General features: G+C 52.4%; 13 protein-coding genes. 5 read left to right on the top strand and 8 right to left on the bottom strand.

Annotated elements, in window-relative coordinates:
• Nucleotides 1-3 precede the first annotated feature (3 nt).
• Nucleotides 4-1,413 (top strand): alginate export family protein, encoded by a 1,410-nt coding sequence (locus AC1D2Q_RS10715; protein ID WP_477813183.1) that lies wholly within the window; start codon nt 4-6, stop codon nt 1,411-1,413.
• 195 nt (nt 1,414-1,608) lie between these two features.
• Here the strand turns inward: AC1D2Q_RS10715 and AC1D2Q_RS10710 are convergent, their stop codons facing one another.
• Complete coding sequence (locus tag AC1D2Q_RS10710; RefSeq protein ID WP_477813182.1) at nt 1,609-2,106, bottom strand: helix-turn-helix transcriptional regulator; 498 nt, start codon at nt 2,104-2,106, stop codon at nt 1,609-1,611.
• 1,345 nt (nt 2,107-3,451) lie between these two features.
• Here AC1D2Q_RS10710 and AC1D2Q_RS10705 point away from each other — a divergent pair.
• On the top strand, nt 3,452-4,084 hold the full coding sequence (locus AC1D2Q_RS10705; RefSeq protein WP_477813181.1) for a LysE family translocator: 633 nt from the start codon (nt 3,452-3,454) through the stop codon (nt 4,082-4,084).
• An 84-nt stretch (nt 4,085-4,168) separates the two neighbouring features.
• Here the strand turns inward: AC1D2Q_RS10705 and AC1D2Q_RS10700 are convergent, their stop codons facing one another.
• The 4 genes from AC1D2Q_RS10700 to AC1D2Q_RS10685 all read right to left on the bottom strand — a co-directional run bounded on the left by AC1D2Q_RS10700 (nt 4,169) and on the right by AC1D2Q_RS10685 (nt 8,934).
• A complete protein-coding gene (locus tag AC1D2Q_RS10700) occupies nt 4,169-5,425 on the bottom strand; it encodes an aminotransferase-like domain-containing protein (protein WP_477813180.1) in 1,257 nt (418 codons plus the stop codon).
• Nucleotides 5,426-5,487: 62 nt separating this feature from the next.
• Nucleotides 5,488-6,633, bottom strand: a complete 1,146-nt coding sequence (locus tag AC1D2Q_RS10695) for a trans-sulfuration enzyme family protein (RefSeq protein ID WP_477813179.1) — start codon at nt 6,631-6,633, stop codon at nt 5,488-5,490.
• Nucleotides 6,630-8,114 carry an AmmeMemoRadiSam system radical SAM enzyme gene (gene amrS, locus AC1D2Q_RS10690; RefSeq protein WP_230172118.1) on the bottom strand — a complete coding sequence of 495 codons (1,485 nt, stop codon included), beginning with the start codon at nt 8,112-8,114 and terminating at the stop codon, nt 6,630-6,632. Before amrS ends, AC1D2Q_RS10695 begins: the two co-directional genes overlap by 4 nt.
• Before the next feature lie 100 nt (nt 8,115-8,214).
• Nucleotides 8,215-8,934 (bottom strand): YczE/YyaS/YitT family protein, encoded by a 720-nt coding sequence (locus AC1D2Q_RS10685; protein ID WP_428636338.1) that lies wholly within the window; start codon nt 8,932-8,934, stop codon nt 8,215-8,217.
• 200 nt (nt 8,935-9,134) lie between these two features.
• On the opposite strand from AC1D2Q_RS10685, the gene AC1D2Q_RS10680 reads away from it, so the two are divergent.
• Both AC1D2Q_RS10680 and AC1D2Q_RS10675 read left to right on the top strand, forming a co-directional pair.
• Nucleotides 9,135-9,566 (top strand): Lrp/AsnC family transcriptional regulator, encoded by a 432-nt coding sequence (locus tag AC1D2Q_RS10680; RefSeq protein WP_019578517.1) that lies wholly within the window; start codon nt 9,135-9,137, stop codon nt 9,564-9,566.
• A gap of 139 nt (nt 9,567-9,705) precedes the next feature.
• A complete protein-coding gene (locus AC1D2Q_RS10675) occupies nt 9,706-9,894 on the top strand; it encodes a short-chain dehydrogenase/reductase (protein WP_477813178.1) in 189 nt (62 codons plus the stop codon).
• Nucleotides 9,895-9,966: 72 nt separating this feature from the next.
• On the opposite strand, the gene AC1D2Q_RS10670 is transcribed toward AC1D2Q_RS10675, so the two are convergent.
• The 3 genes from AC1D2Q_RS10670 to AC1D2Q_RS10660 form a co-directional block, all read right to left on the bottom strand.
• On the bottom strand, nt 9,967-11,175 hold the full coding sequence (locus AC1D2Q_RS10670) for an MFS transporter (protein ID WP_477813177.1): 1,209 nt from the start codon (nt 11,173-11,175) through the stop codon (nt 9,967-9,969).
• Nucleotides 11,176-11,264: 89 nt separating this feature from the next.
• Complete coding sequence (locus AC1D2Q_RS10665; protein WP_477813176.1) at nt 11,265-12,287, bottom strand: alpha/beta hydrolase; 1,023 nt, start codon at nt 12,285-12,287, stop codon at nt 11,265-11,267.
• A gap of 44 nt (nt 12,288-12,331) precedes the next feature.
• Nucleotides 12,332-13,381, bottom strand: coding sequence for an NAD(P)-dependent alcohol dehydrogenase (locus tag AC1D2Q_RS10660; protein ID WP_477813175.1), 1,050 nt, complete (start codon nt 13,379-13,381; stop codon nt 12,332-12,334).
• Between the two features lie 165 nt (nt 13,382-13,546).
• On the opposite strand from AC1D2Q_RS10660, the gene AC1D2Q_RS10655 reads away from it, so the two are divergent.
• Nucleotides 13,547-14,473: an AraC family transcriptional regulator gene (locus AC1D2Q_RS10655; RefSeq protein ID WP_477813174.1), complete on the top strand. Its 927-nt coding sequence runs from the start codon at nt 13,547-13,549 to the stop codon at nt 14,471-14,473.
• Nucleotides 14,474-14,691 lie beyond the last annotated feature (218 nt).

Raw genomic sequence — 14,691 nt, 5'->3', positions numbered from 1 at the left:
CATATGAAGAGCCGACGTCCTTCGCATAACGCGTGTGCCTGGGCTCTGACCGTGCTGTGGCCGCTGGGAGTTTCCAGCGGTTTCGCCGCCGATCAGACTGAACGTCCGGTGCTTAAAACCAACCGTTGGCAGGAGGACTGGTCAGTCCTTCAAAACCCTTCGTTGAGAACCGAGCCTCTGGATAGTCTCAAATACATATCGCTGTCGGATGATGATCCGCAGCGTTATGTATCGTTCGGCGCGACGCTTCGTGAGCGGTTTGAGTCCAACGATGCCAATGGATTTGGCATAGGCAACCGGTCACGCGACTCGTGGCTGATTCAGCGACTGCAAGTGCATGCCGATTTGCATTTGAACGAACACTGGCGTGTATTCACCGAACTGGAAGATGCTCGCGCCTTCGATAAGACAACCGTAGGCGGCGCAGACCAGAACCACCTGGATATGCGACTGGCTTTTGTCGAGTACGTCGACCAGACCGCCGATCACACTTTCAAGACGCGCGTGGGGCGTCAGGATTTCGCCTTCGACTTGCAGCGCTTTATTTCTTCGCGGGATGGACCCAACGTCCGGCAGTCCTTCGATGCCGTTTGGGCGGACTGGGAGACGAGCAATTGGCGACTCATTGGCATCGCCAGTCATCCTGTCCAGTACCTGGATGGCCGTCACTTCGACGACAAGTCCAATTCTGACGTCGCGTTCCATATGCTCAGGGTCGAGCGTCAGCTTAACAATAAAGATGAGCTGTCGGCCTACTACGGCTTGTACGAAGAACGTGGCGCGAGTTATCTCGACGCAGAGGGTGATGAAACCCGACACATCTTCGATGCGCGCACCGCGGGAGCCGAAGGGGCATACGATTGGGATGTGGAAGCGATGGTTCAGACCGGTACGGTAGGTTCCAAAGATATCCGCGCCTGGGCAGGCGGCAGCCGTTTGGGGTACACCCTGAAAGCTGTGCCTTGGACGCCACGCTTTGGCCTGCAATTCGATGCGGCTTCCGGTGATCACCATACCGGAGATGGCACATTAGGGACATTCAATCCTCTGTTCCCGAATGGATACTACTTCTCATTGGCGGGTTACACCGGCTACAGCAACCTTATCCATGTCAAGCCTTCTGTGACGATACAGCCGATCTCCGGCCTGTCCATTCAGACAGCCGTGGGAATGCTCTGGCGACAAACCACCGAGGACGCGGTTTATACCCAACCGAATCTGCCGGTAGCAGGAACGGCGGGGCAAGGTGGACGCTGGACGGGTTACTACGATCAATTGCGCATGGACTATGCGTTCACCCGCAATCTGTCCGGTGCTGTTGAGGCCGTTCACTATGCAGTGGGTGATACGTTACGGGATGCCGGAGGTGACGATAGTAACTACCTCGGCGTGGAGCTCAAATTCATGTGGTAACAACACTGCTTCTGGCACCGGCCTTCGCCTGATGCTGTAAGTCGGGGATCGCTGCACACGGCGGGACGCTAGTCCTCCAGGACAGTGAGCGGGGCGCCAGGTTCTGTATCAGTCTGCCACTTGCGCCGGGCAGTGTCGGATAAAAAAAGGCCGCGTAAGCGGCCAAAGGGGAGGAGTGTGGGCTGACGATTTCGATCAGTTCGTGGGTGAAATTCCTGCGTCTGGAAAGCTATGGGGCGCGTGGTTGAGGATTATCCTGTTGGATATGTCCTGATCAATCTCAGGCATCAGGGAACCGTTGCTCGTGATGGCTTGATGAAAGGCGCAGCGCCAGGCCTTGGGTGTTACACCTTCCAGGCGGTTGAAGGTGCGGGTGAAATGCGAGTGGTCGCCGAAACCGCATTCATAGGCGACTTCGGTGATCGCCATCGCAGTGATCAGCAGGCTTTTGGCTTTTTCGATTTTCATCCTCATCAACCAGCCTTGCGGTGAATGACCGGTAATCTTTTTGAATGCCCGGGAAAAATGGCTGCGCGATAGGTTGCAATGCTCGGCAACTTGGCTGATGCGTACGCAACTGCCCATGTCACGTATCATCAGCTCTTTGGCACGGCGCTCCTGCCAGCCGGTCAGGGCTCCCAGCGGTCTTGCAAGGGCGCCTGGAATGTCTGAATTCATCGATTGTGGGTTCATGGCGACTCTCCTGATCGTTGAGGAAAGTTTGTCCGCCAGTGACATTTAAAGTCCTTAAGCAAACCTTAAGAGTTATGAAACGTGGCGCCAATCATGGCGGTTACCTAGGCAACTCATGTTGGCAAGCGGAGTATTGGCCTTCAAGAAACTGCGCCAATCGGAGCGGCTGTACTGATGCAGGTTATATCTATGCCTCGGGCCTTGGTGGGGCCACGACATCGAGTTGATGCGTCAGTCAATTCGGTGGGGGATAGGTACTACGGAGTGAATAGCTAGCGGCTCGACCGCTAGCTTCCACAGGTTAATTCCCGCGCTCAATGGCTAGCAAACTCAATCTGGTCGGCGTTGAGTTGAGCCTGATGGGTTACAGGGAAGCCGTGAGCAGCCCCCTCGTAGATCGATTCGCGAAGTCCTCTCCATCTCGTGGGCTTCTGGCAGAGCATCTGGATGATTGATGGCTTACCAGCGCCAGCGCGTTCTCTGTATATTCCATCCTGGCGGTGGCTCCCCACGTGATGTTCTTTTTGCGTGATGATTCGGAGTGGCTGGCCCGGACCTGCTGGCGTCGTTGATCCATCCAGCTATCATGCAGGGCCTAGATCACGATTGTAGATAACGCTATGCCAAGGTTGTCATTCGCCGTCAGAATTTTGTTCGCATGCTGCCTTTTCATCGCAACCGCTAATCACATCCGTGCAGACGTTTCGCATGGATTGCTTTGGGACTACGGATACGGGCCAAGCACTTACTTGGCTAGCCGTATTTTCTGGGGGGCGCTTACGTTTTTTGACCCGTTTGCAGCACTGCTACTTTTCATCAAACCAAGAGCCGGAATCGTGCTTACGGTAGCGATTATTTTGGTCGACGTAACTCATAACACTTTTTACGTCGCATTGAAGCAGCAGTGGCTGGAGCCGTTCTACCTGTCCCAGGTAGCTTTTCTTATCGTAGTACTCCTACTCTCACCCATCGCTTGGAATGGCCTAATTCGAGACGTAGCGCTTACCAATCCAGTCCGAAGGCGATGGTGTCCATCTATTTAAGTGAACACCATTTTTAGCCTCACAAGCGGATCGCCATGCGCCAACGAACCTCTTATCCAAAGCCCTTCAAAACCCACGTCGTCCAGGAATGCCTGCAACGTCCTGGCCGGCGTCATCGTCGAAGGCGAATGGCATACCGATCGTGTTGAGTAAGGCTCATCACAGAGTGCACCTTAATAATGAAGGAAAGATAAGAATACTTCTTACAAAATTATCGAAAAAGCCTGTATGGGAATTAATAATTAATTCATAAAAAAATGCACTTCCCCTAACCTTTAAGCATCCATTGCGGAGGTGCATTTATGTTGATTTTCATTAAGTCGATGATCATTGGGCTTTGTATTGCAGCCCCTGTGGGACCCATTGGGCTGTTGTGCATACAGAGGAGCCTTGCGCTTGGATGGAGAGCAGGTTTCGCGACAGGGTTAGGGGCGGCCACAGCCGATTCGATCTATGGATTTGTCGGTGCGCTGGGAATCACAGTCATCATAGCGACACTCATTAGCTTTAAGCCATGGTTGTGTATTTTGGGGGGGATGTTCCTCGCGTACATTGGTTATCAAACAGTAAGATCGAAAGCGAGCTCAACAGCCCTGGCGGGTGAACGAGCCAACCTGTTAAAAGCCTACTTGAGTACACTGTTTTTGACACTGTCGAACCCAATGACCATCCTGTCGTTTATTGCGATATTTGCTGCCATGAGCGACGGCATGGCTAATGATCAAAGCGGTCAGCACTCAGTGCTGCCTATGGTGACAGGTATATTTCTAGGCTCGGCTGTCTGGTGGCTGGGATTGAGCGGATTCTCCTCTATATTCAAGACCAGAATCTCCCAATCAAAGCTCAGGTTGATCAACTATTTTTCCGGGTCAACCATAACCATTCTGGGTGCCTACCAAGTAGCCACTGGCGTTATGCTCGCCACAGCAGCTTAATAGGGAAATGAGGCAAGGCTTATTTCTCATTGACTGATGAGTAAGCCTTGGCATCAATCCCCTACGGTCTGACGGGAGGATGCTTTACTGCATTCTGGATTCAATGTACGCCCTGAGGCTGCCTATCGCTTGTTTGATTTCTGATTTTGTCGCATTGCTAAACGACAATCTGACCTGAGTGACAGCCTGATTCGTCAGCGAAAACAAGGAAGTGGGAAATACAATAACCTTGAAGTTCCTGGCGCACTCGCACATTTCAAAATATTCAAAGGTGAAAGGCAACTGTACATTGATGAAAAAACCTCCCTCTGGATGGTTCCAGGTGACGCTTCTTCGAGAACCAGCCTTGATCGGGAATTCACGTTCAAGGCATTCAATCATATAGTTTCTTTTTTGCCTGTAAGACAACACTCTTGGTTGATTAAGCTGTTTTAAAGAGTAGTTGTTCTCTATCAGCAAACCTCCGACAATTGCTTGGCACAGGGCAGGTGTATTGACGGTGATCAAACTTTTGGCTTTACATAACCTGGCGCTAAAGGAAATCACCCCAGCGATCTCCGGGGCGACTACATAGCCCATACGCAATCCCGGAAAAATTGACTTTGCAAAAGAGCCAAGAAGGAATACTCGACTACTGTCGATCGACTTCATCAAGGGGATTTTATCTCCCTCGTACCTGAAGTAGCTGTAGGCATTATCCTCCAGGATAAAAAAATTCATTTCATTGGCCAAGGAGAGCAGAGCCTTTCTGTCTTCATAGGAAAGGCTGTTAGCAGTAGGGTTACTAAAATCTGAAATCGTGTACAGCGCTTTTACCTTTTCCCCCCTGGACTCAAGATCTTCAGCTACCTTGCGCAGGGCAGATGGATCGAGGAAGGTGTCCTCGGGAACGGGTACAATTTTTATTCTTAATAATTTCGCAATCCCCGTTATTCCGGAAAACACAGGGTCAGGCACTAATAAAACACCACCTCCTTCAAAAATTGATAGTAGTGTCAAGGTCGCAGCTTCCTGAAACCCCATACACACGACAATACTTTCAGGGTTGAAAATCTTTATGCCTTCATCCACCTGCAAGTGTTCGGCTATTATACCGTTGATAATCCCGGTGGTTTTTCCATACTGGCAAAGTAGTGTCGCAAGTGAGCGTTCCGGATTGACGGCGTATCGTGCATAGCTGGCCAGCCCTTTATCGATAAGGGACAGGTCGCATTGCTCGTCGTCAGGTCGACCGGAAGCCAGAGAGATTGCCTCTGGATTTTCACTGGAAATGGAGTTTAGAAGATGGATAACGTTTAGAATAGGGTCTTCGAATATCGTTTTTTCGAGTACGCTGGGCAATCTCGCTTCTCCATGAAAAAGCAACGAGCCGTTGAAGGCTCGTTGCTCATGATTAACATCTGTTACGCAGGTTTAAGTGCACTTTTTTGATTCGCCATATTTTCCGTGGCTACAAATGCCTGAAGCAGATCCTCTTTAAGATCCTCAAGTGCCTCTAAACCAAAACACAATCGAACCAACCCCTTTTCAATCCCCATATCCGCTTTTTCCTGCTCAGTCATCGAGGCATGGCTTCCACTAAAGGGTTGCGCAACCATTGACGTGACACAGGCCATTCCTGTACCCGTTCCAAACCATTTGAGGGCGCTGGTGAAGGTTTTGTAAAAGGGGACCAGATCGGGCCGAATATCAACAAACACAATGCCACCATAGCCGGTCAATTGTTTACCATCGACTCGTGGATAATAAACATGCTCAATAAAGGGCAGTTCCCGCAGATAGTTGAGCATGCTGGAGGTTGTGCTGCTGTGTTTCTCCATGCGCAGGTTAAATGTCTGCATGCTTCTGCGAAGCAGCCATGCGCTATTAGGCGCTAATATTGAGCCTGAATAAAAGCGGCCTTCGAGAAGGCGCGTATGAATCATTTCATTGTTGACGAGTACCAGGCCGCCCATGACATCGCTATGCCCGGAGAAATACTTCGTTGCGCTGTACAGAGAAATATCCGCGCCAAAGTTCAGAGGCTTTTGAAATATCGGAGTGGCCCACGTGTTGTCAACGACCACCAGAGCGTGTGGGTTGTTTTGCTTAACCGCCTTGCTGACCGCATGAATATCAATATCTTTCAGAAAGGGATTGGTCGGTGTTTCGAAAATAACCATGTCCACGTTCAACGGCAACTCTTTCAATCCACTTTCCGTGGTGAGATCCAGAATCGTCAGTTTCGCACCGATACGTGCCGCATATCGCTGAAACAGCTTATAAGAACAGCCATAGATATATTTGTTGATCACCAGCGACCCACCGGGTTTCAGCAGCTCCAGAACCATGTAGATGGCACTCATTCCGGTGCTGTAGGCCAAGGCGTATTCGCTTCCTTCCAGTGCAGCGACAACCTGTTCCAGCTCAGTCACATTGGGATTGGCTTTTCTCGAGTAGAAGAACGCCGAGTCAGCGCTAAAAGCGCTGCACTGATAAATAGGCGTCACGGATGGGTGGGCCTCTCGGTCATCGACCCTGATATGGAGTATTTCAGTAGACACGCTCATGATTTGCTCACCAGTTTGATAACCTGCTCATACATGTTCTGTTTGCCTTCATACCCAATGGTCGGCGTGATGTCGTTTTGCGAAATACCAATCTCTTCAATCGACTCGGTTGGGAAGTGAGCCCTGTCGAATACTTCATGAAGATTTGAGTTCACCCCCTTGGGAAGCCAGACTTCAGGGCCTGATTCATCAATTCGTGCCTTGGCAATAATAAATCGATAGCTTTCATACGGCCGCAATGTCAGTGATTTCCAATCGCTGTTGAGCCCGTCGGTATAGTTGCGCCGCAGGTAGACGGTCTGTTCAAAGTCTTCAGTATTCAGCACTTGGGCGTGCAGCGATACGATATCCCCATGCCACTCGAACTTTCGCTTCTCGTAAGAGGTCAATGCAGCCTCTCGCAGTTCAACAGGCGTGTTCGCTTTGTGTTCGCCCAGTAACTTGAAGTGTGCGTCGTGCCCACACCGGGCACAGCAACCGTTGCTATCCAATCCGATTAGTTCAGCATTCAAACCGTAGCGGGTAACGAGTAGAGCGTTACAATTATTGCAGTTGGTATTGGTGCCCTCGACATCATTTACGTTACCCAGATAAACATGCTCAACCCCCATGCTCCGGGCAATGTCCCGAGCCTTCAGGAGTCTATCCACGGGCGTCCTGATGCTATTACTCATTTTATAATCAGGGTGAAACCTTACAAAGTGGAGCGGTACATTCGGGCCCAGTTCATCCAGTACCCACTGGCTAATTTTCCTGGCGGTATCCTCATCGTCACTGATATCGGTAACCATCAAGGTGCTGACTTCAACATATTTACCAGCATCGTATACTTTCTTGATGCCAGCCAGAACGGGTTCTACCCAGCCTGTTGTGACTTTTCGATAGTATTCGGGGGAGATGGATTTTAGCGAAATCGAGAATATGTCGATGACTGGCAATAGTTCATCAATGGCTTCTTCACTGATAAAAAAAGCTGATTTATATAAGTTGATTAAGCCCGCTTCCTTTGCCAGCTTTGCCGTGTCGAGGATGAATTCATGCCAGACAACAGGGTCGTTGTACGTCCAGGAGATAACGCGTATACCATGCTTCAAGGCAGTTTCTACAACCTGCTCAGGCGTATAGTAGTAAACATCTTTATCTGTCACATACTTGGCCTGAGAGGTCTTCCAATTGTGGCAGTAGCCGCAGTTAAGCATGCAGCCGATATTGCCTAGGGAAAGGATTCGCTCTCCGGGAGCAAAGTGGAATACCGCCTCGGTTTCGATGGTCTCTTCGGTGCTGTGAACGCCTTTGCCATAATTCAACGTAACTAACCGGCCGCCTCTGTTTCCGCGCACCTTGCAAAAACCTACTTTGCCCTCCTGAATGACACAGTTTCGGGGAGAAAGATGACACTTTACAACGCCGTTCGGGAGTATTTCTTCCAACTTTGCAGGCGTGCTTTCCAAGGTCCAGTTTTTATTTTTTGTAGTGTCCATCTCTCACTCCTCATCTCACGGAAGTTGCTGTCAATATCATCGGTTGAAATAGTCGAGGCGAAACAATCCCGCCGCCACAGTGGCAGCAATCCTCTAGTAGTTATTGATAGGCGGAAGAAACGCTGGTCAATCCATAATTCTTAAGCGAAAAACGCCTGGCGTTTATATTCATGAATGGCTGTATAAGAGGGCCTATGACCAACAAGAATGCAATGGTTCCCACACCGAAGGGCCCGCCTAGAAGCCATCCGGTTGAAAAGATGCCAATTTCAATTATCATTTTGGCTTTTGTGAATGACCACGCCCATTTGGACACCATGGTAAGCACCACAAGGTCCATGATCCTGATACCAATACCGCTCATGATAATCAGTGCAGACGAATAAGCACACAGCACCAGACCCATCGCCAATATCGTGTATTCATTAACTCTGACAATCAAATACTCTCCAAGCCCCAGCACGGACCAGAGGTCAATCAACAGACCTGTAAGTGTGGTTGTGATAAATGGGCTTATCGGAGGGTATTTCTTGTTCCAGAGCATCCACCACAGCAGAAAGAATAGAGAAACGATACCCGAACAAACGCCCATTCCGAGCATGAGTATTTTATTTATCGAGATGATCAGGACATCTAAGGGGTCAGTCCCCAGTTGACTGACTATGAAAAGCTTGGCCCCCACCGAGAAAAGTGCGACTCCAGCCAGATACATAAAAATCTGATCCATCTTGAAATCACGAAAACTTAGGACTTGCGTTCCAATATAATTCGCGAATGATGGATAGGATTTTTTTTCACACTTTATTTTTTCATCTTCCATACGAACACCATCCCTGGAGGAGAATATTTTATTATGCAGTGCGTAATGCTAAGGATTCAGAGCTATTGATTGCCCGGGTTCTTGTTAGGCTTTACCGGGCTGCAAATAGACTAGCACTCTGCTTTATTTTGGTGCATTATTTTTTAATGAAAACCGGGTGCTTTTCATTAAAAATTATACTTTTTGCTGTGGGAGCTTACATGGATCGTATAGACATCAAAATCTTGGGGAAGGTGCAGGACTTTGGTCGCATTTCCATCACGGAGCTGTCCAAGCACGCAGGTCTTTCTATTCCCGCCACCACTGATCGGTTGCGAAAGCTCGAAGACTCTGGGGTCATCAAGGGATATAGCGCTCAGTTAGATCCAACCAAACTAGGGTTCGGCATATCTGCTGTCGTCGGCATGACCACCCTCAAGCCTGCGAAATCCAAATTGATAGCGACGCTCAACGACATACCCGAAGTCGTTGAATGCCTGCACGTCACGGGTAACGACTCCTACCTGATCAGGATCTATGCCAGGTCAATGGCCGATATCGAAAATATCATTGCGAAGATCAACGCGTACGGTGAGACACGAACAAGCATTGTCTTGTCTGTCCCTATCGAGAGAAGAAAGCTTGTCCCTTGAGCCTGTGCATAGAACAGTCAGCTGTCAGCTATTTCAAGGGTGATCATTTTGTTTGCCCGGAACGGCGCCAGCAGCGATTCATCTGCCCCTGAATCGGTAATTAACGTCCACGGCTCTTTGAGGAACGGTGAGCAATGTCATGCCGGTCGCAGACACTTGGGGTACTGCGGCCGATGTGCCTGCACCCACTAACGTACTTGGCCGTCATGGATCACCCGAAGAGGACATTGCGCCGGCGGTGCTGTTTCTCGCCAGCAAGGATGGGCAATTTTTGACGGGGTATAGCCTGATGCCTGACGGTGGCCAAATCATCGACAGCGCACGCTGATTTTACCGTCCAGTCTGCAACGGATTGCCCCACTGGGAACACAAGACTCGCCTTGGCGCGTCTTGTGTTTTTTCAAGCGATGCTCTCCGATGCAACAGGCTCTCGCGAAGCTGCGCGTGCCGCCAGGAAGGCAAGAACTGCCGCCACGCCTAGCAGCGTGGCGCTCAACTCGAAAGTCGCTCTATAGCCATTCGAGTCAAATACCAGCCCGCCAACGGTTGCGCCGGATGCAATGGCCAGTTGGATGATCGCCACCATTAAGCCGCCTCCGGCTTCAGCATCCTCTGGCAATGTTCTGGCCAGCCATGTCCACCATCCCACCGGCGCCGCGGTCGCAACCAGCCCCCAGAGGCCCAACAAGACGGTGGTGGTAGTCACAGAGCTGCCGTACGAAACGAGTGCCAGCGCGATCGCCGCCATCAATATCGGGATGACGATGAGGGTGCGATGCAGGCCATTTTTCAAGAATGCTTCAATCAGGAAGGTTCCCGCGAGGCCTGCCAGGCCGAGGACGAGCAACATCAGTGACAGCATGGAAATACTGACGTGCGTGACCGTTTCAAGGAACGGGCGCAGGTAGGTAAATAGCATGAACTGGCCCATGAAAAAGACACTGACCGCCGCCATGCCTAACGTGACCGGTGTGCTTTTCATCAACCTGAAAACATTTCCAGTGCCTGAACCGCTTTGCGACTTCATCGCAGGAAGGCTCGCCCAAAGCCAGAGACTGGCGATTACCGCGACCGGGATGACGCACAAAAATGCACCGCGCCATCCGATGAAGGCTCCGAGAAAACTGCCCAGAGGTGCTGCAATCACTGTCGCCAGAGCGTTGCCGCCATTGACGACTGCCATGGCGCGAGCGATCTGGTCGTCAGGCACCAGGCGTATGGCAGTTGCCGCCGACAATGACCAGAAGCCACCAATTGCCACGCCGATCAGCGCGCGGCCGGCCATGAACACCCAGTAGTTCGGCGCGAACGCGACCACGGTTCCCGAAACGAGCATCAGCAGAGTCAGGGACAACAGCAGTGGCTTGCGGTCGACACGCGCCGCCACCGAAGCGGTCAGGAGGCTGGCGAACAGCGCAAACAGCCCAGAGACTGAAATGCCCTGGCCCGCTTGCCCTTCGGTGATATGCAGATCGGCGGCGATCGGTGTCAGCAGACTGACGGGCATGAACTCCGATGCCACCAGAACGAAGGCGGCGAGCGACATGGCGAATACGGCACCCCACGATTGTTCAGGTTTTCGCGGGGCTGAGAGCGTGTGTTGGATCATTGATTGAATCCTGTAATGCGCGAAGCGTCGCGGCCCCGGGAACGAGGCCGCGCGTGAGAACGGATGCCCGGCCAGGGCACTGCTCAGTGCTACTTCAGGTTGCTTTTGAAGAACGTGGTCAACTTGGCGAATGGAATGAGGTTGACCCGGTCGTAAAGATCCACATGGCCGGCATCTGGAATGATGAGCAGTTCTTTAGGTTCTGCCGCGCGTTTGTAGGCATCCTCACTGAACTCGAGTGAGTGTGCCCGGGCGCCAGCAATGAACAGCAGTGGGCGAGGGGAGATCGTCTCGATGTCGTTGAACGGATAGAAGTTCATGAATTTCACGTTGCTGGTCAGCGTCGGCATGGTGGTTGTCTGCGCCGATGCGCCGGCAGGGGTGACCTCACCACGTGGTGTGCGATAGAAATCGTAGAACTCGTCACCCACGGCGTTGCCGGTTAGCTTCAGTGGTGAGCCGCTGGTATAGCGGACTTCGCCACCCCAGAATTCGGCGTTGCGCTGCTGCGCCGCTTCGCGAATGATTTGCTGGCGTTGTTCGATCGTTACACTGTGCTTGAGGCCATTACGATTGGCGGCGCCCATGTCGTACATGCTGACGGTGGCGATGGCCTTCAGGCGCGGATCGATCTTGGCCGCACTGATGGCGAAGCTGCCACTGCCGCAAATACCGATGACGCCGATACGTTCACGATCGACCAATGGGCGAGAGCCGAGAAAGTCCACGGCGGCACTGAAGTCTTCGGTGTAGATATCAGGCGAAACGGCCTGGCGAGGCGTGCCCTCACTTTCACCCCAGAAGGACAAGTCCAGCGACAGTGTGATAAATCCCTGCTCGGCCATTTTTGTGGCGTAGAGGTTTGCACTCTGCTCCTTCACTGCCCCCATTGGATGACCGACAATGATCGCGGCATTCTTCGATTGAGGATTGAGGTTCTTCAGGATGAACAGATTGCCCACCACCTTCATGCCGTATTGATTCTTGAAGGAGACCTTTTCTACCGTCACTTTTTCGCTTTTGTAGAAGTTGTCCGCGCCGTTCGACAAATCGGCTCCCGTTGAAGAAAAAGAGGTAACAAGCAGCCCTAGGGCAAGCAAAATGCCTTTCACTGGATAGTCCTTTTGATGAGTGGTTATTCGCTGGCGCTTTTTGCTTAGCCAGCCAATGTGGCGTTGTCGATCACGAAGCGATACTTGACGTCGCCCTTGAGCATCCGCTCATAGGATTCGTTGATCTGATCGACCCGGACCAACTCGATGTCGGCGACGATGCCGCGCTCGGCGCAGAAATCCAGCATCTCCTGCGTCTCGGGGATACCGCCGATCATCGAGCCGGCAATCGTTCGTCGTTTCATGATCAGGTTGAACACATTGGGCGATGGATGCGGCGAGGCGGGCGCACCGACCAGGGTCAGCGCACCATCGCGCTTGAGTAGAACCAGGAAGGCATCGAGATCGTGGGGGGCTGCGACGGTGTTGAGGATGAAGTCGAAGCTCTTGGCATGCGCGGCCATCTCCTCAGCGTTGCGCGATACCACCACTTCGTCAGCGCCTAACTCCTTCGCCGCTTCGCGCTTGGATTCGGATGTAGTGAACGCCACAACGTGGGCGCCCATCGCGTGGGCCAGCTTGATGCCCATGTGGCCCAGGCCACCAATGCCGACCACGCCGATTTTCTTGCCCGGCCCGGCGTTCCAGTGACGTAATGGGGAATAGGTGGTGATGCCCGCACACAGCAGTGGTGCGACGGCGGCCAGTTGTTCTTCGGGATGGCGGATACGCAGAACATAACGTTCATGCACTACGATGTTTTGCGAGTAGCCGCCGAGCGTCCAGCCGGGTTCGTCCGGGGTCGGGAAGTTGTAGGTACCGACCATGCCGTCGCAATAGTTTTCCAGCCCCGTGACACAGTCTTCACAGTGTTTGCAGCTGTCGACGATGCAACCGACACCGACCAGATCGCCGACTTTGAAATCCACAACATGCGCGCCAACCGCCGATACGCGACCCACAATTTCATGCCCCGGTACGCAGGGAAATTGCGTGCCCGCCCACTCGGCGCGCACCTGGTGCAAGTCCGAATGGCAGATGCCGCAAAAGGCGATATCGATCTGAACGTCATGGGCGGCGGGTGTACGGCGAATGATTTGCAACGGTTCAAGGGGCTTGTCGCCCGCATGAGCACCATAGGCTTGTACAAGCATGGGAGAGTCCTCAATGGCTTTGTCGGATGAACATTTTCCGGCTCTGCCCAGACTCCCTGTAGTGCATTGCGCTGGATTACTTGCCTGATTCTATGAGTCTCTGTTTTTTTGCAGGACGGTCACGAGCGGGCGAGTTAGAGTTCAGCGAAGAGGTACAAGGCGAACATGACGATCAAACACGACACCGCTGCTCAACACCTGTCGCCACAAGAAACGCTCGCGCGGATCATTGGCGAGCAGATCCCGAAACCAGGTGACTACGGAACGCCCATTGCGGGCCTGGGCTTTTTCAGGCGCGAACATCCGTCGCCGCCCGTCGTCTGCATGGTCGAGCCAAGCATCATCCTCGTCGCCCAAGGTGAGAAACAGTTGTGGGTAGGTGGCGAGGGCTACCCGTATGACACGTCGCGATTTCTGATCACCTCATTGGACTTGCCCGCCAATTCTGAGGTGCTGGTGGCAAGCCCGGAGCAGCCATGCCTGGGGCTGACTTTGAAGCTCGATCTGCGCATGTTGGCTGAGCTGATAGTGCAGGGTGACTTGCCGCCAACCCGTGATCGATCAGTGGTGAAAGGTGTCGGGATTGGTTCAGTAACGCCTGCCATGTTGGCGTCGTTCGAGCGCTTGCTGGCGCTACTCGATGAGCCTGAAGCCATCCCCGTGCTTGCGCCCCTGATTCAGCGCGAAATTCACTATCGTCTCTTGAAGAGTGATCAGGCTGCCAGGTTGCGGCAGATTACCTCGGTCGATGGCCAGGGTTATCGCATCGCAAAAGCCATCGACTGGCTGAAGTTGAATTACGCCTCGGCGCTTCGCGTCGAAGAACTTGCGGCGCGAGTGCAGATGAGCACACCTACCTTTCATCACCACTTCCGCCAGCTCACCTCGATGAGCCCGTTGCAGTACCAGAAGTGGTTGCGATTGAACGAGGCGAGGCGATTGATGCTCAACGAGCATCAGGAAGTATCAAGCGCAGCCTACAACGTCGGCTATGAAAGCCCGTCGCAGTTCAGCCGAGAATACAGCCGTCTGTTTGGCGTACCCCCCAAGCGGGATATTGCGATGTTGCGAGGGCAGGGGGTAGCAACATAAATACACCCTGTCAGGCAGGCGCCATCAGGACGGTTCTCAGCTGGCAGCTAAGGCTATACAAGACCGACAAACGACAGAATAACCAGGACAATCACAACTGCCCCGACGATGTAGATAATATTGTTCATGAAAACCACCTCTCTATCCCAACAGGATTGCGACACCACGGTGCCTAATACAAATGACACCTTCGTTCGCAGTTCCGTTCCCCGAACCAG

It is taken from the genome of Pseudomonas sp. P1_A1, assembly GCF_056406935.1.
The sequence above is the reverse complement of the archived record's forward strand: the minus strand, read 5'-3'. Positions and strand labels throughout refer to the sequence as shown.

Excerpts from the sequence above, each read along its gene's own strand:
- AC1D2Q_RS10715 (WP_477813183.1), top strand. The coding sequence starts at position 4 with ATGAAGAGCCGACGTCCTTCGCATAACGCGTGTGCCTGGGCTCTGACC.
- AC1D2Q_RS10710 (WP_477813182.1), bottom strand. The coding sequence starts at position 2,106 with ATGAACCCACAATCGATGAATTCAGACATTCCAGGCGCCCTTGCAAGA.
- AC1D2Q_RS10705 (WP_477813181.1), top strand. The coding sequence starts at position 3,452 with ATGTTGATTTTCATTAAGTCGATGATCATTGGGCTTTGTATTGCAGCC.
- AC1D2Q_RS10695 (WP_477813179.1), bottom strand. The coding sequence starts at position 6,633 with ATGAGCGTGTCTACTGAAATACTCCATATCAGGGTCGATGACCGAGAG.
- amrS (WP_230172118.1), bottom strand. The coding sequence starts at position 8,114 with ATGGACACTACAAAAAATAAAAACTGGACCTTGGAAAGCACGCCTGCA.
- AC1D2Q_RS10685 (WP_428636338.1), bottom strand. The coding sequence starts at position 8,934 with ATGGAAGATGAAAAAATAAAGTGTGAAAAAAAATCCTATCCATCATTC.
- AC1D2Q_RS10680 (WP_019578517.1), top strand. The coding sequence starts at position 9,135 with ATGGATCGTATAGACATCAAAATCTTGGGGAAGGTGCAGGACTTTGGT.
- AC1D2Q_RS10675 (WP_477813178.1), top strand. The coding sequence starts at position 9,706 with ATGCCGGTCGCAGACACTTGGGGTACTGCGGCCGATGTGCCTGCACCC.
- AC1D2Q_RS10670 (WP_477813177.1), bottom strand. The coding sequence starts at position 11,175 with ATGATCCAACACACGCTCTCAGCCCCGCGAAAACCTGAACAATCGTGG.
- AC1D2Q_RS10660 (WP_477813175.1), bottom strand. The coding sequence starts at position 13,381 with ATGCTTGTACAAGCCTATGGTGCTCATGCGGGCGACAAGCCCCTTGAA.
- AC1D2Q_RS10655 (WP_477813174.1), top strand. The coding sequence starts at position 13,547 with ATGACGATCAAACACGACACCGCTGCTCAACACCTGTCGCCACAAGAA.